This is a genomic window from Dendronalium sp. ChiSLP03b, assembly GCF_034531165.2.
In the GTDB taxonomy this organism is placed as follows: domain Bacteria; phylum Cyanobacteriota; class Cyanobacteriia; order Cyanobacteriales; family Nostocaceae; genus Dendronalium; species Dendronalium minutum.
On sequence record NZ_JAVRBR020000131.1, the window covers coordinates 1 to 24,211 of the forward strand.

The following is a 24,211-nucleotide window of genomic DNA, read 5'->3' on the forward strand; positions in this document are numbered from 1 at the left end:
TACCATTGGGTTTCAAATGCTTTACAGAAATCATCTACATGGCAAAACAAAGCATCTAAACTGAACATAGGGCAGGTTGCTGGATTTAACGCTATTTTCAGCTTACTACCTGTCCCTTTCCTTATCCCGAACTCAGGTTAATTACTAATTATTCAGACATTTAGGATTGCTACACTCAATATTTTGCTTCTTGTTCTATGCGATCTAAAGCTTTCTTTGCTCTAAAAAGTACTCTTAAATAAGCTACTTGACTGCTCCACGCTGAACGAGGCAAGAGAAATGGTGCAGTATTTACCTTGCTTTGAGATTCGTCTGGCAATAACTTTAGATTGTCATCTGTAGGATCGGACATTAGATTATTTTCGGTAAAGCTAAAGTTATTATCCATCTAACTGTCTTAATTACTAATTACGAATTGATATGATTCCTGCTTTTGCTGCCAACTTTCTGACCATTGAATGCTGTCAGCAGTAAAGTGTAGCGAATCATTTTCTGGCCACAGAGCATCAATTGATTCTTCAATCAAAGCAAATTCACCGTTATCAAAAGGTTTGCCCTCGGCTTGATTCTTGAGAAATACTCGTTCTCGAATACCATGCTTAGCTTGTGTGAGAGCGCGATGATGACAATAAGGGTTGTTACCTCGTTTGTCAAAAAATACGTGTGCAGTCCAACTACAACCACCTCGACATAGTTCTGCAAATTCACAAGTTTTGCAGAAACCCCACAAATGTTCTGTACCTTTGGGTGTCCCAGCCCCCAGATTAAAGCGCAATTCTTCTGTCTCTTCGATGATGGTTCGCAAAGAGTAGTCACGGATGTTCCCACCAGTGTAGGCTGAAGTTGGCAGCGAAGGACAACCTTTAATTGCACCATCAGCCTCAATTCCTAATGTCGAGAGTCCAGCATTGCATCCTTGCCAAAACGACCAAGCACTCCCACCACGCAAAAATCGCTCGTAAGGGCCGAAGTAGCCAATATTATTCCCTGGCTGAAGCTTAATTCCTTCTTGCTGTGCGCGTTCGGCAACACGAGCAATCATCGGATAGATATCTAGTAATTCGTATGGTTGCAGTAGAATTTCGCTATTATCTGCGGCGTTTCCCATTGGTACAGTCAATTGAATCTGCCAAGCGAAGATTCCGGCATCGCGGATATGTTCGTAGATACTAGGAAATTCTGGTGCAGAAAGCCGATTGATTTGAGTATTACAACCAAAAGCAATACCTACTTCTTTAAGATGACTCATGGTTTTAAATGCCCATTGCCATGAGCCTTGTCTACCCCGGAGGCGATCGTGAGTGGTTTCTAGCCCATCAACGGAAACAGAAACTACTTTAATTCCAGCTTCTTTCATCCGGCGTGCTGTTTCTAGGGTAATGCCATAACCACCAGTAGTCATACCACAGAGCATTCCCGCTTGATTAATTGCTTGGGCAATTTCTAACCAATCTGGACGCAGAAAAGCTTCACCACCAATCAAAGTAACTTCGGTAATGCCAACGTCTGCCATTTGTTTGACTAGATCGAGGGCTTCGGCTGTAGAGAGTTCTTTTGTCCTTGTATGGCCTGCACGAGAACCACAGTGCTGACAGGCAAGATTGCATTTTAAGGTAATTTCCCAAACTGCATAGCTAATTCTGCGATCGCTCATCACAAATATCCTCTATTGAGCTTATTTAAAGAGGGACGGCTTTTTTTGTTATCCGTCCCACAAATCTTAAGTGATAGCTCTAAATTGCCTATTCATTAATCGGAATTCCATACACAGGTTGAGGATGAATAGGTGGCCATCTCTTATGTGGTTTCTCAGGTGGATAATAAATAACCCCATACATTGGTTGAAATGTCGGCGGCTTTCTACCAATTAATGAAGAAACGCCACCAAAAACCGCTTCTAGTTCTTGGTCATTCAAATCTCTGATTTCACCATCACCAGTATTTGACTCTAATAATTGAGCTGTATATTCTTCAAATTCTTCTTGAGTGAAATCATAACCAGCTTCTTTGACTAGTCTGGTACATTCATCCTTGCTTTGGACTTGTTGCATTTGAGCGCGAAAAGCTTCATCATTAGCTAGCTTTTTATAGAAAGCTCTGATATTTCCAAAAGACATAATTTTCTCCTTATGTAGCTACTTCAGGTAGAGCAACTTCATGCATTAACTCAGATGGATTGTAATTGTCAGTTATGACTTGTGGACAACGCAGACAAGCTGCTTTGCCTGATTGCTGCCACCAACGGCAATCTCTTCGTATAGAACAGGGAGGAAGTTCTTCTACTACAGCAGGTAATTTTTCTGCAACTCTCGTAGCCAGACGACAATCTTTACCGTCAAAATGCTGACAACCTTTTGATGCACAAGGAGCAGCAGTGCGAAAAATTTCAGTGGGTGTAACTGGACTAGCTTTTGCTAACAGTTCATCTGTAACAGGTAGTGACTGCTTAAGATAAGTTACACGCGCTTGAGTCACTTTTCCGCTAACTAGACCAAAGACTATACTGTCTGCCAGTTCTGGTCTAGCACTAGGACAAAGTGTAGTCTTATCAGCGGGAATTTCCATGAGTTGAAGCTTCAGCGAAGATAATTTTTTACTCAATCAAGACTTATGCAAAATACTTCGTAAGTAGCGGTAATTCATGAATTACCGCTACGGAATAATAGGCTTTTCAATTATTTTTGCGTTAGTCCTATCAATATCTAAGCTTTCGATACATTAGGATCTGTTGCAACCAGTCCCACGATTATTGGAGGACAAACAGGTTTAGGAGGACAAACAGGTTTAAAACCTGCGATCGCAGGTTGAGTTTTACCCCCAACAATATTTGCCACTTCTTCATCAGATAAATTTGTTAAACCTTCACTAGCATCTTGAACTTGATTTCTACGTGCTAGTGCATTGTTCACAGCTTCATCAATCAAATCATGAATTTCGATTTGATTATTGTGTTTTCTGTTATCTCTTTCCATTTTGATTACTCCCAATCACTAATTGTGTTTTGGATTTACCGTTCACTCTGAGTATAAACAAGTAAAGCGATCGCATAATGTCTTGAAGATAAGACTCTCAATAGATGGCTTATTCCACTTCGCTACACTCTGCTTAGAGGTTGTTTAAAAAGTATTGTTATTAACATCAAAACATTGTAAACCTAATCCCCTTGCCCACTACGAGGTAATGAGGATTTCAAAGCCTATCTCCTTGTTGGGGAGAGGTTTAGAGAGGGGTTTTTAATATACTTTACAACTTTCTAAACAACGTCTAAGGTTCCACCAAATATTAACATTAAATTTTTATTATTTTATGGAAAATTAAAATAATAATACCTTTCCTACCTTTCCTACTTTTCCCACTTTTCTTACTTTTTATGTATTGACATTAATATATAAATTCTCTAAGAAAGGCAAACTAATTTAATTTCGCTAACCCATTATTGGATAGACATGTTGTTAAAAAAATAGCCTATCTAATACTATTTTATTTTAAGGTTAATAAATTTAAAAGACTCAAAAAAATAAAATATATATAGATAATAATCATTCTTAGAATCAGGGTATAGGGTTATCATGAAATTCTAGAAAGCGGCGAGACTTTTTTGATTTATTGGCCCAATCAACACTCGCCTGCTATTACCATTTCCCGAAAAAAATGATAGACATAATTAAGGAATAAATATGAACAAGCGAAAATGGCTGGAATCACCAAAGTAGAAATATTTAAGTCAGCAGACCAATTGCATGAGCTGCTGAGAAAACAAAAAACAGTATTAGGCTTTGAACGTATTCAAGCGTTGTATTTACTGAAGATAGGGCAGGTAAAAACAATACAGGATTTAGCTATTGTGTTGGGAAGAGGAGCAGCGACAGTACAAAGATGGTTAAAAGCTTATAAAGAGTTAGGAATCACCAGTCTCGTATCAACAAAAAAGGGTTCAGGGCGACCGCCAATCATTAACACCTTCGTAAGAAAGCAACTGTTGGAAGAACTGAAACAGCCGCAGGGATTCAAAAGTTAAGCCGATAAAACACCTTCATGTTCAGCACATTCTCCGCAAAATATTAAAGGATAAGTAGAACGGTGCAAATAAACCAAACTATGTAACGAAAAGTAAAGTTGCTTGAAAGCCTCTTCCCTTCTGCCTTCTGCCTTGTCATAACGACAATTTTTAACACCGACCTACTTACTTTTAGCCAAGAATAAATTGAAATTTGCGGTTTTTCCAAGAATTGATACTAGCTATTTTATTTTTTATTTGGAACTCCCTTGAATATTAGAGAAACACGAATTGTTTGCTGAACACTCAAATAGATGTAAAGCCAGATGTTGGGAAAGTTCTTCACACACTTTCACTCCCCGCACGCTGTTACCACGCGCATCTAGCAGGGGCGAGAATACGGCAATTCCCATCTGATGGGGTACAACAGCGAAAATTCCACCACTAACACCGCTTTTAGCAGGAATGCCAACTTTATAAGCCCACTCACCAGCAAAGTTATACATGCCGCAGGTGTACATGACACTAAGAATATCTTTGATGTAATGCCTGTCTACCGCCTGTTCGTCTGTGATGGGGTTAGTACCTCTGTTCGCCAGCGTAGCTGCCATTACTGCTAAGTCGCGGCAATTCACCATCACAGCACACTGTTGGAAGTAGAGATCCAAAGCTTCTTCAATATTTTGGTCAATCATGCCAAAGTTGAACATTAAATGTGCCATGGCACGGTTGCGATGTCCTGTGCTGCGTTCAGAGGTAAACACAGAAATATCCACAAACACATCATGACCAATATATCGTCGGAACATATCCAACATCCGATTAAGGCGTTCTGTGGCACCCGAACCCTTGATTAAACTGGTAGTAGCGATCGCCCCTGCATTTACCATTGGGTTATGAGGCCGCTTTGACTGCTCATCAAGGATAATTGCGTTGAATGCATCTCCTGTCGGTTCCACACCAACTCTAGTTAAGATATAGTCTCGTCCACGATCTTCTAAAGCCAGCCCGTAAGCAAATACCTTAGACATCGACTGGATCGTAAATAGCTGTTCGTAATCTCCAACTTCGTAAAGCTGACCATCTACGGTAACAACGCAAATGCTGAACAAGTCGGGGTTTACTTTTGCCAATTCCGGAATGTAGTTTGCTACTGCACCCTCTTGCACTGACTTGTACTTGGAATGTAAGTCCTTGAGAAAACCTAAAAATTGCGATGGGACTATTTCTAAATCTCCTTGATTTGCTTGTGCCATGAGGTTAATAGCTTGCTCTAAAAAATCATGCTTTATCAATTACTTCGGGCAGGCGAAATAGTTTGTTACTTTTGTTACATTAGTAATCTTACCTACACATGCCCCAGAGTCTTTTTTAATTGTCTCATCATTGTTTTCCTTTCAATTGTAAAAAATACTAGCTACGGCAATACTTAGTTTTTTGCTTGTTATTACTAAAATTTTTAGTATTTTTCAATACTAAAAATCTTGCAAAAATAAGTATAAACAATGGATAAGTAAATTATATAAAAGCTTCACAAGAGATCGCGATCGCTAGATTAATTGAAAATAATGTTATCTGTAAGTCCTGGTTTAACTTATTTAAATCAAAATATTAACAATTTATAAACCATAATTAATTAGCTTAAAACAATTGATTTTTTCCTAGTTATATTTAATTATTATAAATACTATTTAAAAAAATTATATGTTATTTAACATACATCTTTTATCCAGAGTATTGCGGCTAAATAAAATTATCGCTTTTGTTAAGTTTTGATAAGAAAGATTTTGCTAATCGAAAAAAATGTTACACAGTCGAAATCCGCATTTGAGAAAGGTTTCGCCCTAAAAATTGAAGTTTAATGTTGATGAATTTATCAATATTTACGCTAAAACCCTGATCCCCAAGTCCAAAAGTTCGTGTTAGTCTGTTGCAGTTATAAACAAAAGGTGAAAGCGGAACGAGTTCGAGTTGCCAGGATTATGTCATCAAAAATAAAAATGGTGAAAAATCTTACGAACAAAGAAACTGCTGTTCTACAGTCGCTTTAAAATCGGACGCATGAATCAAAGACATTTTTGGACTATTGCTGCCCTGTCTCTGACTGTTTTGGGGCTACCCTCAGTCGGTTGTACTCAAACTACCAAGGGAACTGCTCAAGCTTCCCAGAAGGCACCAGTTAGTGATGCAGTCAAGGTAGGAGAGTTTCAATCCCCAGCAGGGAAACCTAGCTCGGATGCTGTGATTACAAACATCCATGCTCACAACATTGGAGGTCGTCAGGCGGCAACTCTGTTTATCCGAAATATTCCAGTTCTAACCTTTTTGAGTTCTAAACCGGTTGCTAGTAGTGATACAAAAGTTGGTGTAATAGGAGATGCTAAGGGCGTACAACAGTACGCCCTTATTGCTGACAACTCAGCAAAAGTAGCGAGTGTTGGAAATCTGACGGATGCAAGCAACCAAAATAGCTCACTTAACAATGACCCGGTTCAAAGAGCTAGTTTAATAGCAGCTAAAATCAACCAGTTGATCAGAGAAAATGTAGATGCTGGGAAAATTACTGTAAGTTGGAAGGGAGACAAATCTACCGTTGCGAATCAAGTTGAGAAAAAAAGCGCTTCTAACCAACAACAGTTCAGCGATCGCTACACAATCAAAATTAACGACCAAGAGTTGGTGGAAATCAACGAAGATACGCGACTAGCAGATACCACCAAGAATCTGGCACAAGATGCATTGCAAGCAACCAATCGCTTGCGGAGACTCATAGGCAATGCATCACCCATAAAGCAGATTGCTAACTTACCAGCACGTTTACCGTCACTACCCAAACCACAAGATATTGCCAAGAACGTAGTAATGACTTTCAGAGGCATGGCTTCTTTTTACGGCTATGATGGTTCTGGTAGCCAAACAGCCAGCGGTGAGAGATTCAATCCAGAAGCAATGACTGCTGCTCATCGTAGTTTACCCCTTGGCACAAAAGTCCGTGTTACCAACACCCGCAATGGTCGTTCTGTCGTGCTACGAATTAATGACCGAGGCCCATACATCCGAGGTCGAATTATTGATGTGTCTGCTGGTGCAGCTCGGATTTTGGGAATGGTGAGCAGCGGCGTTGCACCAGTGCATATTGAAGTTCTGGGTCGATAATTTGGGGACAAATCAATTAAAAATTAAAAATTAAAAATGTAAAATTCTAAATTTTTAATTTTTAATTTTTAATTCTCCAATTCCCCTAGTTCAACCAACTCTTCCCTGCTATTTCAGATATAAACTAACGGGGGAGAGGCTCAATAAGAACTAGGGGTATTTTGTGCGCCTGCTGACAACAATCGCAGCTTTACGCTGCTATTTAACTAAACGTTGCTCCCAAAACCAGCTCGCGGTTCTAGAGGGTCTAGTACTAGATGAAATGACTAGCTGGTATCAGACGGCAGTTGGCTTGATTCCAACAATGGGAGGGTTGCATCAAGGTCATTTAAGTCTGATTGAAAGAGCGCGACAAGAAAATTCTACGGTAATTGTCAGTATTTTCGTCAATCCGCTGCAATTTGCTCCCAACGAGGATTTTGAACGCTACCCTCGGACTTTAGAGCAAGACCGACAACTTTGCGAACAAGCAGGAGTAGATGCAATTTTCGCACCTACTCCGGAGGAAATGGGAGTTGCCGAGAAAAGTATAAAAGAATCTCAGGTTACACAAGTTATCCCGCCATCTGCTATGATATCAGGTTTGTGTGGTCGCTCTCGGCTAGGCCACTTTCAAGGTGTGGCTACGATTGTGACCAAGCTTTTGAACTTGGTACAGCCTGACCGAGCTTACTTCGGTCAAAAGGATGGTCAGCAACTAGCTGTTATTAGACGGCTAGTTGCTGATTTGAATTTGCCAGTAGATATTGTTGCTTGTCCAACGCTGCGCGAACCGTCCGGTCTTGCTCTCAGTTCTCGCAATCAATATTTAACTGCAAAGGAAAAAGAGCAAGCTGCGGTGTTATATCGTGGTTTGCAGCAAGCTGAAGCTGCGTTCAAGGCAGGTGTTCGAGATCGTAGCAAGCTGATAGTGGTGGTACAACAAGAAGTGGCAATGGTCAGTAGCGTCTCAGTGGAATATATTGAATTGATCGATCCGACTACGTTGATGTATTTAAAACAAGTTGAGGGGGAAGGAATGCTTGCGATCGCAGCTCGTCTTGGTTCTACAAGGTTGATTGATAATATCATCTTGCGCGATCGCCAACCCATCATAGCCATCGATGGCCCAGCTGGAGCTGGAAAATCCACGGTAGCTCGTCAAGTGGCAGCAGAGCTAGGTTTAGTATATTTAGACACTGGAGCTATGTACCGTGCTGTCACTTGGCTAGTGTTACAACAGGGTATTGCCATTGACGATGAGTGTGCGATCGCTGAATTAGCTAATCAGTGTAAAATTGAACTTACTCCTAGCCAGGATTTGCAATCTCCTGTGCGGGTTTGGATTAATGATACTGATGTCACCCAAGCAATTCGCACAACAGAAGTAACATCTCAAGTATCAGCAATAGCTGCACAGAGTGCTGTACGGCAAGCATTAGTCAAACAACAGCAAAGCTGGGGTAAAAGAGGTGGTTTAGTGGCAGAAGGACGAGACATTGGTAGCCATGTGTTCCCCGATGCCGAAATCAAAATCTTTTTAACCGCTTCTGTGAGTGAACGCGCACACCGACGACAACAAGACTTTCAAAAACTTGGTCAACCCCAAGTCAGCCTAGAGCAGCTGGAACAAGACATTGCCGAACGCGATCGCAAAGATAGCACTCGCAAAGTCTCTCCCTTGCAAAAAGCAGCGGATGCTATTGAAATTCAATCTGATGGTTTGAGCGTGTCTGAAGTTGCAACACAAATTATTGACTATTATCAGCAACGCTTATCTCAGTGGTAATCAATACAATTTACTGTTATACCAATTTAAAAAAAGAATGTCACAGATGTAAGCATGTGGAAACCCAGATAGAGTCTGACTTTCTTAATTATGAATTGGTATAAGTTTTTAGCTAAATGTAATGGTGAGTAGGTGCCTACTCACCATTATAAAAATAATATAAAAAAGTAATATATAGATGTTTTTAGAATTAGCTATATTTAATTAAATTACAGTTTTTTAATAAAAATTTAACTTTACTTAAGTATTAATTCTTATTGCTTTAGGACTATTTCTAAAAATCTCATTAATACTACTAATGGTATAGGTTTTAAAGTTCTTAAATTAGCTAGAAAGTGGAAAGCACTTATGCTAGGATTTAACGCCATGGCATTTGAACTTCCTCCATTACCCTACAACTACGATGCTCTAGAACCGTACATTGATACTGAAACTATGCGGCTGCATCACGATCTGCACCATCAGGCTTACGTGACTAATGTAAATGCAGCAGTGGAAAAACATCCGGAACTGAATTCCAAGAGCATTGAAGAATTGATTGTTAATCTTAATAATTTGCCTGAAGATATTAGAACAGCGGTACGTAACCACGGTGGTGGACATCTTAACCACACAATGTTTTGGCAAATTATGGCACCCAATGCTGCTGGTGAGCCAACAGGTGCGATCGCAGATATAATTAACAACAACTTCGGCGACTTTGAAACTTTCAAACAGCATTTTAATGATGCTGGAGCCAAACAATTTGGTAGTGGTTGGGTTTGGCTAGTTCGCACTCCTGACGAAAAATTTGCAATCACTAGTACGCCCAACCAAGATAATCCGATGACATCTGGTAGTTTCCCAATTATGGGTAATGATGTCTGGGAACACGCCTATTATCTCAAATACCAAAACCGCCGTCCCGAATACCTAAAACAGTGGTGGAATGTTGTCAATTGGGACGAGATTAACAAACGATTGCAGATGTCAAAGCACTGAATAGCTGAGCAAAAATAAACCAGGAGTCGGAATTGATGAATTCAGAATTGGTCAATACTCTACCCATGAAGGGATAAAGTTTGAATAAAGAACAATATTTGAATTTATTTTGAGCCACAGTTCGGCTTGGTTTTAAACCAAGTATTCATCTACCAGTAGCACAGAATCCATTCTGGATTCTGACTCCTGACTCCTTCTTTATAAAATAAGAAAGGCAATTAATCAGGCAGTACAGCGCTTTGGGAACTAAAGTACTGCGCTGCTATCTTATCTTTATTAGACTACTAATTGCTAATTGGATTTTCGCCATCAGCCATTAGTCATAAGTTATTAGCAGTTTTTATTTATAATAATTAATTTCTCGATATCTGACTTATTACAACAGTACTTTGTGTTAATCTTCACTTTGGTAGTAAAATGACGATGTTAAGTTTTATAACCCAACATTTAAGGGGATAAAACTGCTACGCACAAAAGCTGTAATTTCCTAAGCTTATGCAACAGCTTTAACCTGGAAAACAGTAAAGAGAGGATTTCACACAATGGCATTTTCACAGCCCCCCTTACCCTTCGACTTTAATGCTTTAGAGCCATATGGCATGAAAGGCGAGACTTTCGAGTATCACTATGGTAAGCACCACAAAGCTTATGTAGACAATCTAAACAAGCTTACTGAAGGCACAGAACTAGCTGATAAGTCTCTAGAAGATGTAATCCAAATTTCCTTCAAAGATTCCTCGAAAGCAGGAATCTTTAACAACGCTGCTCAAGTTTGGAACCATACCTTTTTCTGGAATTCCTTAAAGCCATCTGGTGGTGGTACACCCACAGGTGAACTCGCAGCCAAGATTGATAAAGACTTTGGTAGCTTCGACAAATTCAAGGAAGAGTTCTCTAACGCTGCTGCAACTCAGTTCGGTAGTGGATGGGCTTGGCTAATTGATGATGGTGGTACGCTGAAGGTGATCAAGACACCAAATGCAGAGAACCCTCTAGCTCACGGTAAAAAGGCACTCCTAACTTTGGACGTTTGGGAACATGCCTACTATATCGACTACAGAAATGCTCGCCCAGCGTTCATCAAAAACTTCTTAGATCAGTTGATAAACTGGGAATTCGCTGCTGCAAATTACGCCAAAGCCTAGTACTGTTAGCTTGCGGCAACGCCAAGGGCAAACGCGAGATTCGTAATTTGTGGGTTAAAACCTCGCCCCTCGTGGGCGACCTCTTTTCCCCGTATCCCCGCGTCAAGTTCATCGCCTGAATCTTAGCTTTTTTCAAATACATAAAGCCTAAATCAGTTGAATTACAAATATTATCAACAGTCACGGTTCGTATCGTGGCTGTTTTTGCTCCTTTGAGCATTCTGTTAGCACGGTAAGTCAGAGGATTAGCTTCGTCTTTCTAAGATTGTCTAAATGTATATTAAAAAGTAGTGAAATAAAAATAAAATATACAATACATGGATAGCAAACAACTGGCACAGTACTTAGAGGCAACAGATAGCATTACTAAACCTTGGCTACTAGTGCAACTGCGCCTCAAGAAATTACAAGAACGCCGACATCTAATTTCAGCAGATACCTATGCTGATGAGTTAGCAGACATCCACCAAGACTTGATGAATCTAGGTGAATGGTGGCGTGGTATAGAAGACGAAGTATTTTAAAGTGAGTAGTTAGGAGTTAGGAGTTTTACAGCCTCCTGCCTCCTGCCCTCTGCCTCCTAACTTAAAAACCCAACCTGATGGCTCAAGCTCTCGATCAAGTCGATTACGATACTCTCGATGCTGCAAAGCGACGCTTCATCGATGCTGCAAAACGCACGCTGCGCTTTGCGAACTCCTACGGCATCGTGTCCGAGTCAAGTCTTGGAGGAAGCGCCAATGCTTTCAGTTTTAACCTCGCTCCATTCATCGCAGCGGGGAATCAAGAACTTTCTTTGACACTTGTCCCCGAAGGACTTGGTACCGCAGACGATACCCGACCTGATGACCTCAGTGAAGAAGAATTGTGTCGCTTCTGGTGGAACATCGGTATCAAGATTATCTCTTGTCTGACGAACGATGCCGCATCCTCCGGTATGCAGACTGTACTTCTTGGTCTCTATCTACCGTCGAGTACTCCTGAAACTGTCTTTACCCCTGCCTTCCTTAATGGGTTTCTGGATGGAGTGGTTGAGGGATGCAAACGAGTAGGGTGCGTCTATCTATCCGGGGAAACTCCTCAACTAAAAACTAAGATGATTTCGGGTCGGCTCGATATTGCAGGCTCGGTTTTTGGAGTTATGCCACCTGGTGTTGCTCCTGTTGACGGTTCGCGTCTGTCTGCTGGAAATACGATTGTTCTCGTTGAAAGCTCAGGCCCCCATGAGAACGGCTTTACCCCGTTGCGAAAGCTTGCCGAGTCCCTCCCCGATGGCTACAGAACAAAACTTCCGAGCGGACGTGAGTTGTGGGAAGCGATGAACGCCGCTTCAAATCTCTATACGCCGCTTGTGCAAGCGGTACTTCGTGAGGGAATTCTCCCTACCGCGATGGAGAATATTACTGGTCATGGGTGGCAGAAGTTGATGCGGTCGGCGAAGCCCCTGCGGTATGTTATTGAGACGATGCTGCCCGTACCTGAGCTATTTACCTTTGTCGAGCATCATCTTGAAGGCGGATCTGCAATGATGCTTTCTGTGTTCAATTACGGAGCAGGATTTGCCTTCTATACAGAGTCGGAGCAGGATGGAGAAAGAATCGTCAGACTTGCAAGAGAACATGAACTCACGGCTGCGATCGCCGGAAGGGTTGAAGCCTCCCCTACCCGCGAGGTGATAGTAGCACCGCTTGGGGTAACGTTAAAGGGAGAGTCATTTGGAATTGCGCGAGGGGTATAGCAATCTGTAAAGGTTGTTAGATTGTTGAACGCCAGTTCGCTCAACGGGGGAAACCCCCGCACGAGACTGGCTCCTATTAATAGTTGACTGTCAATAAACGATGGCATAGGGTAATTTCTTTATTGGAGTTTATTTCTCCAAACCTGATGTTTACTAAAAATTTTCTCTATAAAGATTCTAAGTATTTAAGTAGTTTTTGAAATATTTTTTACTTAATTTATATAAGCAATCGAAAATACTCATGACCGTAATCATTGAGATTTGCTAACGTAGTCTTAACATATTGAAAAATTTAGCTGATTAAGCTGAGATAAAAGCCTCCAAAACTAGTTTGGAGTGCGGGAAATTTCCCATCTATGGATATGGCGTGTTGGTGTGTAGAGAGAATTACGTACTTTTTTCAGAGGGGGTTATGGTTGTAAATTTTGCTCAAACATCTGCTTCCACAGAACTGCTAAAGCAAGTATTCCAGAGAATTGACGCACACAGTTGTCCCAAGTTATTCAATTTTCACATGCACACTGTCCACTCAGATGGAAGATTGCAGCCAAGTGTATTAATGGAACAAGCGATCGCGATCGGTCTTCAAGGCTTTGCCATTACAGATCATCACTGTATTGACGGTTATCAAGCAGCACGAGTTTGGTTAGAAGATTGGCAACGGAACAACAGTAATGCTAGTATTCCCCACCTATGGACTGGGGCAGAAATTAATGCCAACCTTTTGGATAACGAAGTTCACATTTTGGCTTACGCTTTCGAGATCGAACACCCTAGTATAAAACCTTATTTGCAAAGAAAGCCAACTACAGGCCAAGAATATCAGGCAATCAATGTGATTGCTGCTATTCATGATGCTGGGGGATTGGCAGTACTTGCTCATCCAGCTCGTTATCGGCGATCGCATTTAGACTTAATTCCTGCTGCGGCTAAAAACGGGATTGATGGCGTTGAAACTTTCTACGCTTACAACAACCCCTCACCCTGGAGGCCAAGTGCTTTAGAATCACAACAAGTGCAACAGTTGGCTGGTGAGTATGGTCTTTTCAATACCTGTGGTACTGATACGCACGGTTTAAACCTGCTACAACGGTTGTAGATAATCCGGGCAATTTAACTTAAAACTCCTGGTTCAACCAGCCAGGGGGTTTATTATCTTTTGAGATTTTAGATTAGACCTCTTGCATAAATATTTTTTGTCTCGCGCAGAGACCCAGATAAAAGGGCGACAATAACAACTTTTGCAAGAAGTCTATTGTGAAAGTCTGATACCAATTCTGTATAGTGACACCGCGACCTATTTTTGTACCACCCATGTAAAGAGTATGTCTTCGTACCGCATTAGGTCTAATTTCTTTGCGAGTAACAAAGTTAATTTCTATGACTTCTGTAAACCCTCTCCAAAGCTAACTTGCTGTTAAAGTCCACCAACTATAAATGATGCCTGTCTGCAACCACCAGTAATACCATAAAGCGTTTTATCTGTTCTTTCGAGAGAAATTGATAAAAAAAACCAAGTCTCCCTAACTTTAATAATTCCCAGATTTTGCTGGCAAACTTCAAAGACATCAAAAAATTATCATTAAGAAAATGTGTCACTGATGACAAATAATGTGTCAGTGTACAATAACTAATGGACGTAACTGGATTCGAACCAGTGACCTCTACGATGTCAACGTAGCGCTCTAACCAACTGAGCTATACGTCCTTAACCACACAATTTCTAATAATAGCATATATTTTTCTAATAAGCCAAGACCAAAGACAGAAATTAGGCAAACTTCATAACTTGACGCAACTAACACTTACTTTACCTGTAGCTGCTGTAGTGCCATTTTGTACTTTTTCTAATTCATGGAATAATCCGCTGTAATTTGCTAATCACACGATTACGAGCTAAAAAATCACTGTTGGCAAACGTAACCTCGCACTGAGAGGCTTGCAAAAAGCATTGCGTATTAACTCAAAAAAAATTGGAGTAGATATCTTATTTATTCATCACTCAAAGTTTCAATCAACAAATCTACCTGCTGCTGTCGCTGCTGCAAAAAACTTTCGCACTGACGCAAATACTCAACAGCCTTACCAAATTGGTCAAAAACCTCTTCCAATTCCAGCTCACCCGCCTCAATGCGAGCGATAATTTCCTCTATTTCAATAACCTTTGCCTCATAATTCCAACCTTCCATCGAATCAGAGCTAGAGGAATTCTTGCGTCTAACCATTAAACCCTTCGTGTCCTACTCTACCCTTCGAGAACAATTTCATCTAAAGCGTCTGCGCGCCTACGCGGTTCGTTAATCTTTAATTTCCATAACTTTCACTTTAACCTCTCCCTGCCCCAGCTGAATCAATAACTCTTGCCCTACAGCTAACTCACTAGCAGAACGAGCGATCGCGCCATTTTCTTGTCTCACCACCGCATAACCACGTTGCAATACAGCTTTGGGGTCAAGACTTGCCAACTTTTGTCTTAACAATTCTAGATGCTGCCTTGCTTGCTGCGATCGCCCCATCGTGACTTGCACCAATTGCTGACGCTGCCAAGCTAACTTTTGCGCCTCTTGCTGCACTTGCCGATCCAACCGCAAACGCCGCAAACGGTTTCGCAGTGTTTGCAGTTGATTCTCAGCAGTTTCCCAAACATCATGCATTGCCTCATGTAAAGCAACAACTCGCTGCCGATGCTGAGTATACAACTCTGACAGTTCTGGTACAACCATTTCCGCCGCCGCAGTCGGTGTATGTCCGCAGGCATCAGCAGCTAAATCTACCAAAGATTCATCTCTTTGATGCCCGATACCAGTAATGACGGGAATGGAACAATTAGCAATCGATCGCACTACCCGTTCATCATCAAAGCATGCCAATTCTTCGACCGCGCCACCACCCCGCGATAAAATTAACACTTCGGCGCGACCATCTCTTTCTACCCGCTCAATTGCCTTAACTATAGATTCTGGCGCTTGTTCGCCCTGTACAGTGGCAGGAGAAAATAAAATGTGTAAACCAGGATACCTTTGCTTGAGAGTTTTTTGGATATCCCCCCAAGCCGCCGCAGTTGGTGAAGTGACAACAGCGATCGTTTGGGGGTGAAGTGGGAGAGGACGTTTTCGTTCTGCATCAAACAATCCTTCAGCTAGCAAGCGGTTTCGCAACTGTTGATAACGCAGTGCCTGTAACCCAACCCCAGCAGGCAAAGCCTGCCAAACTGACAATTGATACTCTCCTCTTTGCGGATAAACCCGAATGCTGCCCAAAACGATCAACTGCTCGCCAGGAATTGGTATTTGTGCGAGTTTTGCCAATTGGTTATTCCATGCCACACACTTAATTCCTGCTATGCCATCGGGGTCTTGTAGTGTAAAAAATAACCCACTACGATGGTGGTTAGCGCTAGAAACTTCGCCAGTCACCCAAACTTGCCGCAGATGCTGGTCTTGCTCTAATAGCAAGCAGATATAGTCAGTCAATCCAGATACGGAAAGCGCTGTATTGGGAATCACTGAATCGGCAAAATTAGAAGTCATCAAAGACGTGTAGATAGGGATGGACTGGGTAATGTAGCTAAAAGTCTATCCAAATCCTAGCAAATATCAGGTTTTTATCTAAAAATGAAAATACACCGTGAGATACCTCGCGGTGCATTTGCTTCATTTGGCCTTGTTTACTTGGATGCTAAAAGCTGTGACACCTCAGCGTGTGCCAACACAACGTTAGGTTCACCTTGGAGAGCAGCATAGTATTTTCTGGCAAACGCATTGCCTACTTCTGACGGCGTGATTAGCATCCGCGCATCAGCACTCAAATTTTGGACATCTTCTAGCGTTACAGGTTCATCCGCTGCAAGCATGACATCAATTTTTACAACTAACTCAGAAATGCGATGTAGCCAAGCAAATTGTCGATCGTTGATTACGAGTTGCAGCAGTTCTCCGCTCGATACTCGTCCACGGACCTGTTCGTAAGCGATGCGTTCTGTTTCAAGCAACACTTGGTGAAGGCGTAGCAATTTGTTTCGCAAATCACGTAGATGTTGATGTTGACCTATTCGTTGTTGAAGTGTGTTAAAAGTCAATGGAACCCTTCCTCCCATTACGATAATCTTTAAAGGCTTGAATAATTTATTCTTCAGTATTAATTACAAATTAACCATAGCGAACAACTGGTTGGCTGAACTATAAGTTGCACTTATTTGAGGCTCTTGTCAGATTTTGGCGATCGTTGAAAGTTACGCACTTTAAGGCAGATGGCAGAAGGCAGACGGCAGAAGGTTTTAAGACGTTTTGTTATCCGAGCGTGGGACTTGTGACCAAGATGGGCGCTCGCTTACGGCTTTCTTGTGATGCAGATGTTCTATAATCCTTGCACTGCTTCAATTGTGGGAATTTTTCCTTCCTCCTACCTTCTGCCTTGCCCCAATCAAGATCGCCAAAAGTTGCCAAGAACCTTATTTGAAGTGTGAAGTGCAGGTAAATAATTGTAGTTTACGTTTTTACTTTGCTAAATAGTTCCTATATATGATTAATCATATATTAACATAAAAATATATACGATTGAACAGATATAGTTTCTACTACTTTACGTTCGGAAAACCGTCTATGTCTCTGGCACATACAATTTTAGGTTTCCTTCAGCAAGAAAAAATGACAGGTTACGACCTGAAAACAAGCTGCTTTGATCGATGCATTGCTCCTTTGTGGTCTGCGGATCAGGCTCAGATTTACAGAACACTTGATAAACTCGTGGACCAGGGTTGGATTACTTGTACCGTTGAGATTCAGCACGATCGCCCTAACCGCAAAGTTTATAATATGACTGAAGCCGGAAAAGCTGAATTAATTCGGTGGTTGCAATGTCCTCAGCCATTACCGACGCTTCGAGAGCCATTAATCGTTCAGTTATTTTTCGCCGCACAGTTACCGAATGAAGCGATCGTTCAATTGCTAGAACAGCAGCTAACTGCACGCAATGAAAAGCTAGCTAAATGTAAAAATGTTGAGTTACCGATGCTTGGCGATCGTTTTACCAGTCGCGAGCAAATGATGCAAAAGCTCGTACTAGATTTAGTGATACGAAGAGAACAAACTTACATTGATTGGCTGATGACCGCTATTGATGTTATTCGCCACCAGAGGGACGGCGAGACCGGAGAGATGGGAGAGTAGGGAAGCAGGGGAGAGTTTTAACAACTAACAACTGACATTCTTGGTGCGAAACTACCTAATTTAGACGCGCATTAGCTTATGCTTTTTGCTTCTCAACAAAAGTGGACGAGTTTACTATCTGTTGAAATGCCCTGTGGTAAATAGCGCCATTATCTCCGTAGTCTATCTGCGAGAATGTCGCAACGGAGTGGCTTACTTTGAGGAACTACCGCGCATGGTTTCCCGACAGCCGCGCAAGTGGTGTCGAAATGGCGTGAGGTTCCCTCCATTGTACCAATTGGCGTAATAGAAGGATGTTGCAGTGTGTTTAAGATTGAAGAATATAAAAAATCATTGGGCGGAACCAATCGTCATGGCCGTTATTGTTGCTAAGTGGACGATTGACGCTGGCATTTTGAGCGATCGCATAGTTGAACTGCTGAAGGGAGAAATTGTCGAAATGTCATCGGCAGGAAAACCCCATGCTTCTTGTAGTCAAATTCATCCAGATAGTTAACATAGGCTTCTAAAAATAGGTGTAAATTCACACAAAATTTATATATAGCTGGCTAATATAAAGATTATATGAAAATTAATTTTTATTTGATATTCCTTAACCTGTAGACATTGGTTAAAAGCTTATTTAAGTGAAATTACAGCACTATTAATTTTTGAGATTTGGAGTATTTTCTGATGAAATTAGCCAAAAATTTTGGCGTGGCTACTGTTGCTGTTGCCATCTCTGTTGCTGCTGGTGCTATACCAACACAAGCTGCTGTGGTTAATTACGATTTCATGGTAAATGCGATCGCTGGCGACTATCCTGGTCAGTATTACGGTTCTTTTAGTTATGATGACTCGACTTTAACTGGGACAGGTGAAGAAACCTTAGGGATTAACAATGGATTATCCATTGCGTTTAACTACTTAGGTATAAAGTATACAGAGAAAAATGATATTGATTATGGCTACGGCGCTCCTTTCGTCAGTTTTCAAAACGGTAACCTTTTAGGAATCAACTATTTGGTTGAAGATCGGTTTTTCATCGGTAGTAATCCAGAAAATCTCAATACAGGAGGAGCAAAATTTTATAGCATTGTCAGTGCTGATTTGACCTCCGCGACACAGGTAGGTACAGTAAGTTACTCTCAAGTACCAGAACCTATGACTCTGGGTGGTACAGTAGTTACTGGTACTCTAGGTCTGTGGTTGAAACGCAAGAAAAAAGCACCCGCAGTGGCAAAATAAAACCAATTCTTTTTACTAAAAGTCTTTAGATCTGCTAAAACACATCTTACTTGCCATCTTTTGACTTTTATAGTACATTCGTACTTACAAGAGAAATCCTGATTGAATTGCTCCCCACCTTAGCAGTGGGGTTTTTATTTGGATACAAAAGACCCTGGAATTTCGCTTAACCCAAAATTCCAGGGTACTATACTATTCAAGGTGTAGAGACGTAAATTATTTTAAACAAAACTGCCATTAGATTTCTTAGGGCTAATAGCAATTACAGATGGACGAGGCAGACCTTGAGGTTGATTTTTACCGCCATCTTTAGTTGAGATATTACTTGGCCAACTACTACCACGAGGTACGGTACGAGTCTGCTCAAATAGTGTGCCATTCAAATTCAGCATTTCAATTTTACGACTCAGTATTGTGCCATCGTTAATGGGGCAATCTTCACCGGGATGCTGTACTGAAAGAATCAAAGTATCTCCGACAAAAGTTGGGCCTGTCATCTCGCAGCGTACTGCGCCGTGGGCAAAGGGTACTACTTTTCCAGCGTGAGTACCACTGGTGGGAATATAGAACAGCCAATTATTACCAAAAACTCCGGTAAGATTGGAAACGTTACCAACAGCTGAATGGTCGATGGTGTTTAAAGTAGCAGTTGCACCAACGTTAAAACCATTGTGGGTATCGGTGGACATATCTGTAACACCCCAAACATTTCCCTTATTGTCGAATACCAAGTTATCTACGTTGGCGAAACCATCACCATCAATAGATCCTGCTTCTCCACCTTGGGCAAATCTTTCCCAATGGAAAGTAAGACCTGTACCGTCGGTACTATCTTCAACGATCTTATAGAGTCCTCCTGACTGCTGTGTAGCATTGACATCAGTACTTAACTTGGCAACTTGGAAAATGCGTGAGTCTGGATACCCATCGCTTCCTGGCGCACCATCCGTATAGGCAATGAACACCTCTTTGGTGGTTGGATGCACTTCTATATCTTCTGGACGGGCTGTGGGAGTTCCCCCAGCCAAGTTGGCTGCTAAGAAGGCATCGCTAAGTACAGCCCCTTGGGTAGCGTAAAAATCAGATAGCTTTTTATTTTGATAATCAGGTAGTGCTGTTGCTTCGTTGGTGCGATCGCATTTGAATATACCACCATCTCCAGTTTGCCCTGCAATGCCATTGCGCTTTGGTAGGGGTAAAAGACCCTCTCTTTGTGCTGTTCCCAAGGCATCAAATTCTACAGAAGAAATCATCGAAGGCGGAATCGGGTTAGTGGGAGTAACTAAGAGTAACGGTATCCATTTACCCGTTCCCTTTTTAACGCCCTTCTGATTATTGGGTGGATTGTAACGGGCAACATACAAAGTACCACTTTCCCATAAATTGCTGTTACTTTTACTGCTTGGCTGGGAAACAATGCCAGCACTGACAAACTTCCAGGTATGTCCTCCGCGTTTGTCATCACCCATGTAAGCAACTAATGGCTTCCCTGCTTCAACACGTAAGGCGACATTTTCATGGCGGAAACGACCCAACCAAGTTTGTTTGCGCGGGCGGAAATTCGGATTTACAGGGTCAATTTCTACAATCCAGCCGTATTTTTCTCCTACGAGACCGAAAATCTTGCCAGCACTACCGTCGATGTAACTTGTCTGAGTACCATCAGGCTTGACTGCTTCTTGAACACTACCTTGAAAGTTTTCTTCAGCAGATAAGATAGTTCCCCAAGGAGTTGTACCACCAGAACAGTTGTAGGCTGTACCAATAATTTTATTACCCAATCCATCGGCACTAAGGTTAAATACTTGAGTAGCAGCTGGCCCAGTGCCGATTAAATAATTTTGGTCGCCTTTCTGGTGGCTGCGATCGCCCCAGGAAGTAATATTTTTATATTCATCATCCCGTTGGCTATTAATTGCTAAACCAGAAAGACCATGAATACGGCGATTTTGAGCATCACCCCTGACGACTGTAAAACGTTTTTCGGGGTTACGGCGAGAGACGCGGATAATTGAACCGCCTTGGTTGTATAAAAATTCCCCTTCAGCTTCCAGATTTTTGGTGGAGGGTAAAGCCCAGCCAATTACCGATTCAAAAGTAGTGGGAAATCCTTTGAGGTCAGAGGAACTGCCGATCAATAAATCAGAAAAAGGGTAACTAACGTATTCATGATTGACCCACAGATATCCTATATCGTCAGTTCTACCAATGGGAACAAAACCAGTGTAATCGCAGTTATAACCGAAATAGTCATCGCTGTTGGGAAACACGCGATCGCCCCAACTAACAATTACATAACGTTCGTACTCTGGCGGTACTACTACATCATCAATTACGTTGTAACTAGTTAATTTCACATCCGTAGATGCATTCAGTATTTGTCCCTGTCCAATTCCTGTGGGTAAAAAGCTTTTCTGCTGTTGATAAATTGATACGGGATGGGGTAAACGTACTGGGCTAAAGCTTAACTGTGGGATTTTTGCATCAGCAATGCTGGTAACATTATTTAGAATTTTGTCTCCCAATACAGCAGCACCAGCGCTGCCAGCAAAAAATATTAAAACTTGTCTCCGACTCAATGTAGACATCAAACTTCCTCTATATTTTACCGGAAAAATTTGGTGATACAAATCCTACATATTTCCCAATAAAACTCGGTTTATCTGGGAAATTATCTGCGTTTTAAAATGCAGATATCCTGTGATTTTTCACAGGTTTCAGTACAAAAATTAATACTCCGTCACTCAATCTAGATAACAAAAATTAAAATTGGGTTATATATTCATTAACTGAAAATTATTAATATTAATCTGAAGCAAAATATTTTTTGCCAAAACTCAATCATATTAAGTCCGGCTAATTATTTATAATTCCCGAATCTATGCAGAAAGCCCAAAAACCCTTCCCCTCTGCCCCTCTGCGGTCTTAATGATAAGTCTTTAACCGGACACGATATCAGAGGTTAGCAGATGACACTTTGGGGACTTCCCAATAAAAAATATCCAATTGTCATTGGTGAATGTTGATTGTTAACTTTCAACAACTTCAAGCGGGATAATTTATTTCTTGGAGTTCTCTCGAGTATTTCACCCGTGCCTGGACAAACGAAGAGAAGATATAGTTTAACGTCCTAACCCAAAAACAGCTTATACGCCATATTCTGGCTTTCATCCCAATAGCGATAGCCCAGAGTATCGAGAAATGCTTGCCATTGCTTCATTTCATGGGGAGGTACCTGCATTCCTACAACAATTCGCCCATAGTCTGACCCGTTGTTGCGGTAGTGAAACATGCTGATATTCCAGTTGGGATTCATAGAACCAACAAATTTCATCAATGCGCCAGGGCGTTCGGGAAACTCGAAACGGTAAAGTAATTCGTTGTGGGCTAAAGGAGAATGTCCGCCCACCATGTGACGCAGATGTAATTTTGTCAGTTCGTCATCTGTTAAGTCAATGGTTTTGAAGCCACAGCCTTCAAAGGTTTCCACCATCTTTGCTCTGTCGGCAAGGTTTTGAATTTGCACGCCTATAAAAATATGAGCTTCTTTTTCATCGGCAATGCGATAGTTAAACTCCGTCAGATTACGTTTACCAATACATTCACAAAACTTGCGAAGACTTCCCCGTTCTTCAGGAATTGCTACTGCAAAGATGGCTTCGCGTTGTTCGCCTAACTCTGCGCGTTCTGCTACAAACCGCAGGCGGTCAAAGTTCATGTTGGCACCGCAGGCAACGGCAACCAGTGTTTTTCCTTGAATTTGCTCTCGTTGTGCGTAAGCTTTGGCAGCTGCGATCGCCAATGCACCCGCAGGTTCTAAAATCGATCGCGTATCTTCAAACACGTCTTTAATTGCCGCACAGGTCGCATCCGTATCGACCAAAATGATGTCATCTACATAGTTTTGGCACAGACGAAAGGTTTCTTCACCAACTTCTCGCACTGCTACTCCATCAGCAAATAAGCCCACTTGGGGCAATCGCACCCGATGTCCAGCTTTTAGCGATTGATACATGGCATCAGCATCCACCGGTTCAACACCAATAATCTTGATTTCCGGACGCAACCGTTTCACATAGGCCGCAATTCCTGAAATCAATCCACCACCCCCAATGGCTACAAAAATTGCATGGATAGGTTGCTGGTATTGCCGCAGAATTTCCATGCCGATGGTTCCCTGTCCGGCAATCACATCCGGATCGTCAAAAGGGTGAATAAAAGTTAGTCCCTTGTCTGCCCCTAATTGACGAGCATAAGCATAAGCATCATCGTAAGTATTACCATGCAATACTACCTCTCCACCTCGTGCCCTGACTGCATCCACTTTTACCTGGGGCGTAGTCACCGGCATAACGATAATTGCTCGCGTTTTCAGCCGACTCGCAGCAAGGGCGACCCCTTGGGCATGGTTGCCAGCAGATGCCGCAATTACACCCTGTGCCAGCAAATCCGGCGGCAAGTTCGCCATCTTGTTGTAAGCCCCCCGCAGCTTGAAGGAAAATACTGACTGCATATCTTCCCGTTTCAACAAGAGTTTATTATTTAATCGCGCAGACAAATTTGGGGCAAACTCTAGAGGTGATTCCTGGGCAACATCGTATACGCGGGCTGTCAGTATCTGTACTAGGTAGTCGCAAAGCATGGGGTAAACGGGTGAGCAAGTACCGGATGAAGATTCATTTTACGCCAGTTGTGTACTTGTTTTACGGGGACTATTTACCGAAACAGTGCTGAGTGAGGGACAAGAGAGATGAGGGGGACAAGGGAGACAAAGAGAATAACAACTGATTCTTAACTCCTCTACAGACACGATTAATCGCGTCTCTCCTAACTCCTAACTTCTGTCTCCTGCTCCCTCTGCCTTCTACTTAACAGAAACTTCAGACTCTCAAGAAACACATTGCGTGGAGTCAGAAATGGGGGTAAGTTTTAAACCAAAAGCTAGAGCTTTTTTCTTAAGGTTATTAACTACCCGCTCTCGATAGCGTTGCTCATAAGCATCAACACCAGGGTCAATAAATTGATCGCCAG

21 protein-coding genes, 1 tRNA gene and 1 pseudogene are annotated in these 24,211 nt (G+C 41.8%); 11 read left to right on the forward strand and 12 right to left on the reverse strand.

What is annotated here, in order from left to right; translation table 11 throughout:
- Nucleotides 1–175: 175 nt before the first annotated feature.
- The 5 genes from RMY31_RS30530 to RMY31_RS30550 all read right to left on the reverse strand — a co-directional run bounded on the left by RMY31_RS30530 (nucleotide 176) and on the right by RMY31_RS30550 (nucleotide 2,972).
- A complete protein-coding gene (locus RMY31_RS30530) occupies nucleotides 176–388 on the reverse strand; it encodes a hypothetical protein (protein ID WP_322666116.1) in 213 nt (70 codons plus the stop codon).
- A gap of 9 nt (nucleotides 389–397) precedes the next feature.
- On the reverse strand, nucleotides 398–1,654 hold the full coding sequence (locus RMY31_RS30535; protein ID WP_322666114.1) for a nif11-class peptide radical SAM maturase 3: 1,257 nt from the start codon (nucleotides 1,652–1,654) through the stop codon (nucleotides 398–400).
- Between the two features lie 88 nt (nucleotides 1,655–1,742).
- The gene (locus RMY31_RS30540; protein WP_322666112.1) at nucleotides 1,743–2,117 is read right to left on the reverse strand and encodes a Nif11-like leader peptide family natural product precursor; all 375 of its coding nucleotides are present in this window, start codon (nucleotides 2,115–2,117) and stop codon (nucleotides 1,743–1,745) included.
- Nucleotides 2,118–2,127: 10 nt separating this feature from the next.
- On the reverse strand, nucleotides 2,128–2,565 hold the full coding sequence (locus RMY31_RS30545; RefSeq protein WP_322666110.1) for a nitrogen fixation protein: 438 nt from the start codon (nucleotides 2,563–2,565) through the stop codon (nucleotides 2,128–2,130).
- A 137-nt stretch (nucleotides 2,566–2,702) separates the two neighbouring features.
- Nucleotides 2,703–2,972 carry a hypothetical protein gene (locus RMY31_RS30550; RefSeq protein WP_322666109.1) on the reverse strand — a complete coding sequence of 90 codons (270 nt, stop codon included), beginning with the start codon at nucleotides 2,970–2,972 and terminating at the stop codon, nucleotides 2,703–2,705.
- A gap of 719 nt (nucleotides 2,973–3,691) precedes the next feature.
- On the opposite strand from RMY31_RS30550, the gene RMY31_RS30555 reads away from it, so the two are divergent.
- Nucleotides 3,692–4,018: a helix-turn-helix domain-containing protein gene (locus RMY31_RS30555; RefSeq protein WP_322666107.1), complete on the forward strand. Its 327-nt coding sequence runs from the start codon at nucleotides 3,692–3,694 to the stop codon at nucleotides 4,016–4,018.
- Between the two features lie 233 nt (nucleotides 4,019–4,251).
- On the opposite strand, the gene glsA is transcribed toward RMY31_RS30555, so the two are convergent.
- On the reverse strand, nucleotides 4,252–5,253 hold the full coding sequence (gene glsA, locus RMY31_RS30560) for a glutaminase A (protein WP_322666118.1): 1,002 nt from the start codon (nucleotides 5,251–5,253) through the stop codon (nucleotides 4,252–4,254).
- An 805-nt stretch (nucleotides 5,254–6,058) separates the two neighbouring features.
- On the opposite strand from glsA, the gene RMY31_RS30565 reads away from it, so the two are divergent.
- The 7 genes from RMY31_RS30565 to RMY31_RS30595 all read left to right on the forward strand — a co-directional run bounded on the left by RMY31_RS30565 (nucleotide 6,059) and on the right by RMY31_RS30595 (nucleotide 13,884).
- Entirely contained in the window at nucleotides 6,059–7,153 is a 1,095-nt protein-coding gene (locus RMY31_RS30565; RefSeq protein ID WP_322666105.1) for a septal ring lytic transglycosylase RlpA family protein, read from the forward strand.
- Between the two features lie 163 nt (nucleotides 7,154–7,316).
- Complete coding sequence (locus RMY31_RS30570; protein WP_322666102.1) at nucleotides 7,317–8,921, forward strand: bifunctional pantoate--beta-alanine ligase/(d)CMP kinase; 1,605 nt, start codon at nucleotides 7,317–7,319, stop codon at nucleotides 8,919–8,921.
- A gap of 348 nt (nucleotides 8,922–9,269) precedes the next feature.
- Nucleotides 9,270–9,902: a superoxide dismutase gene (locus RMY31_RS30575; protein ID WP_322666100.1), complete on the forward strand. Its 633-nt coding sequence runs from the start codon at nucleotides 9,270–9,272 to the stop codon at nucleotides 9,900–9,902.
- A gap of 542 nt (nucleotides 9,903–10,444) precedes the next feature.
- Nucleotides 10,445–11,047, forward strand: a complete 603-nt coding sequence (locus RMY31_RS30580) for a superoxide dismutase (protein ID WP_322666098.1) — start codon at nucleotides 10,445–10,447, stop codon at nucleotides 11,045–11,047.
- A 317-nt stretch (nucleotides 11,048–11,364) separates the two neighbouring features.
- Nucleotides 11,365–11,571 carry a hypothetical protein gene (locus RMY31_RS30585; RefSeq protein ID WP_322666096.1) on the forward strand — a complete coding sequence of 69 codons (207 nt, stop codon included), beginning with the start codon at nucleotides 11,365–11,367 and terminating at the stop codon, nucleotides 11,569–11,571.
- A 77-nt stretch (nucleotides 11,572–11,648) separates the two neighbouring features.
- Nucleotides 11,649–12,785 (forward strand): AIR synthase related protein, encoded by a 1,137-nt coding sequence (locus tag RMY31_RS30590; protein ID WP_322666094.1) that lies wholly within the window; start codon nucleotides 11,649–11,651, stop codon nucleotides 12,783–12,785.
- Between the two features lie 412 nt (nucleotides 12,786–13,197).
- A complete protein-coding gene (locus tag RMY31_RS30595; protein WP_322666091.1) occupies nucleotides 13,198–13,884 on the forward strand; it encodes a PHP domain-containing protein in 687 nt (228 codons plus the stop codon).
- Nucleotides 13,885–14,419: 535 nt separating this feature from the next.
- On the opposite strand, the gene RMY31_RS30600 is transcribed toward RMY31_RS30595, so the two are convergent.
- The 4 genes from RMY31_RS30600 to RMY31_RS30615 all read right to left on the reverse strand — a co-directional run bounded on the left by RMY31_RS30600 (nucleotide 14,420) and on the right by RMY31_RS30615 (nucleotide 16,863).
- Nucleotides 14,420–14,493: transfer RNA gene (locus tag RMY31_RS30600), tRNA-Val, on the reverse strand.
- Between the two features lie 283 nt (nucleotides 14,494–14,776).
- Nucleotides 14,777–15,010 carry an exodeoxyribonuclease VII small subunit gene (gene xseB / locus RMY31_RS30605; protein WP_322666086.1) on the reverse strand — a complete coding sequence of 78 codons (234 nt, stop codon included), beginning with the start codon at nucleotides 15,008–15,010 and terminating at the stop codon, nucleotides 14,777–14,779.
- A 72-nt stretch (nucleotides 15,011–15,082) separates the two neighbouring features.
- Nucleotides 15,083–16,315, reverse strand: a complete 1,233-nt coding sequence (xseA, locus tag RMY31_RS30610) for an exodeoxyribonuclease VII large subunit (protein WP_322666084.1) — start codon at nucleotides 16,313–16,315, stop codon at nucleotides 15,083–15,085.
- A 137-nt stretch (nucleotides 16,316–16,452) separates the two neighbouring features.
- Entirely contained in the window at nucleotides 16,453–16,863 is a 411-nt protein-coding gene (locus RMY31_RS30615) for a hypothetical protein (RefSeq protein ID WP_322666082.1), read from the reverse strand.
- Between the two features lie 523 nt (nucleotides 16,864–17,386).
- Here RMY31_RS30615 and RMY31_RS30620 point away from each other — a divergent pair.
- The 3 genes and pseudogenes from RMY31_RS30620 (at nucleotide 17,387) to RMY31_RS30630 (ending at nucleotide 19,180) form a co-directional block, all read left to right on the forward strand.
- Nucleotides 17,387–17,953, forward strand: coding sequence for a PadR family transcriptional regulator (locus RMY31_RS30620; protein ID WP_322666080.1), 567 nt, complete (start codon nucleotides 17,387–17,389; stop codon nucleotides 17,951–17,953).
- A gap of 352 nt (nucleotides 17,954–18,305) precedes the next feature.
- A pseudogene (locus tag RMY31_RS30625) lies at nucleotides 18,306–18,428 on the forward strand (Uma2 family endonuclease); the annotation flags it as partial.
- 197 nt (nucleotides 18,429–18,625) lie between these two features.
- The gene (locus RMY31_RS30630; protein ID WP_322666078.1) at nucleotides 18,626–19,180 is read left to right on the forward strand and encodes a PEP-CTERM sorting domain-containing protein; all 555 of its coding nucleotides are present in this window, start codon (nucleotides 18,626–18,628) and stop codon (nucleotides 19,178–19,180) included.
- Nucleotides 19,181–19,401: 221 nt separating this feature from the next.
- Here RMY31_RS30630 and RMY31_RS30635 read toward each other — a convergent pair whose 3' ends face one another.
- Nucleotides 19,402–21,768 carry a PhoX family phosphatase gene (locus RMY31_RS30635; RefSeq protein WP_322666076.1) on the reverse strand — a complete coding sequence of 789 codons (2,367 nt, stop codon included), beginning with the start codon at nucleotides 21,766–21,768 and terminating at the stop codon, nucleotides 19,402–19,404.
- Between the two features lie 542 nt (nucleotides 21,769–22,310).
- Nucleotides 22,311–23,822, reverse strand: a complete 1,512-nt coding sequence (gene ilvA / locus RMY31_RS30640) for a threonine ammonia-lyase, biosynthetic (RefSeq protein WP_322666074.1) — start codon at nucleotides 23,820–23,822, stop codon at nucleotides 22,311–22,313.
- Nucleotides 23,823–24,211: the final 389 nt, after the last annotated feature.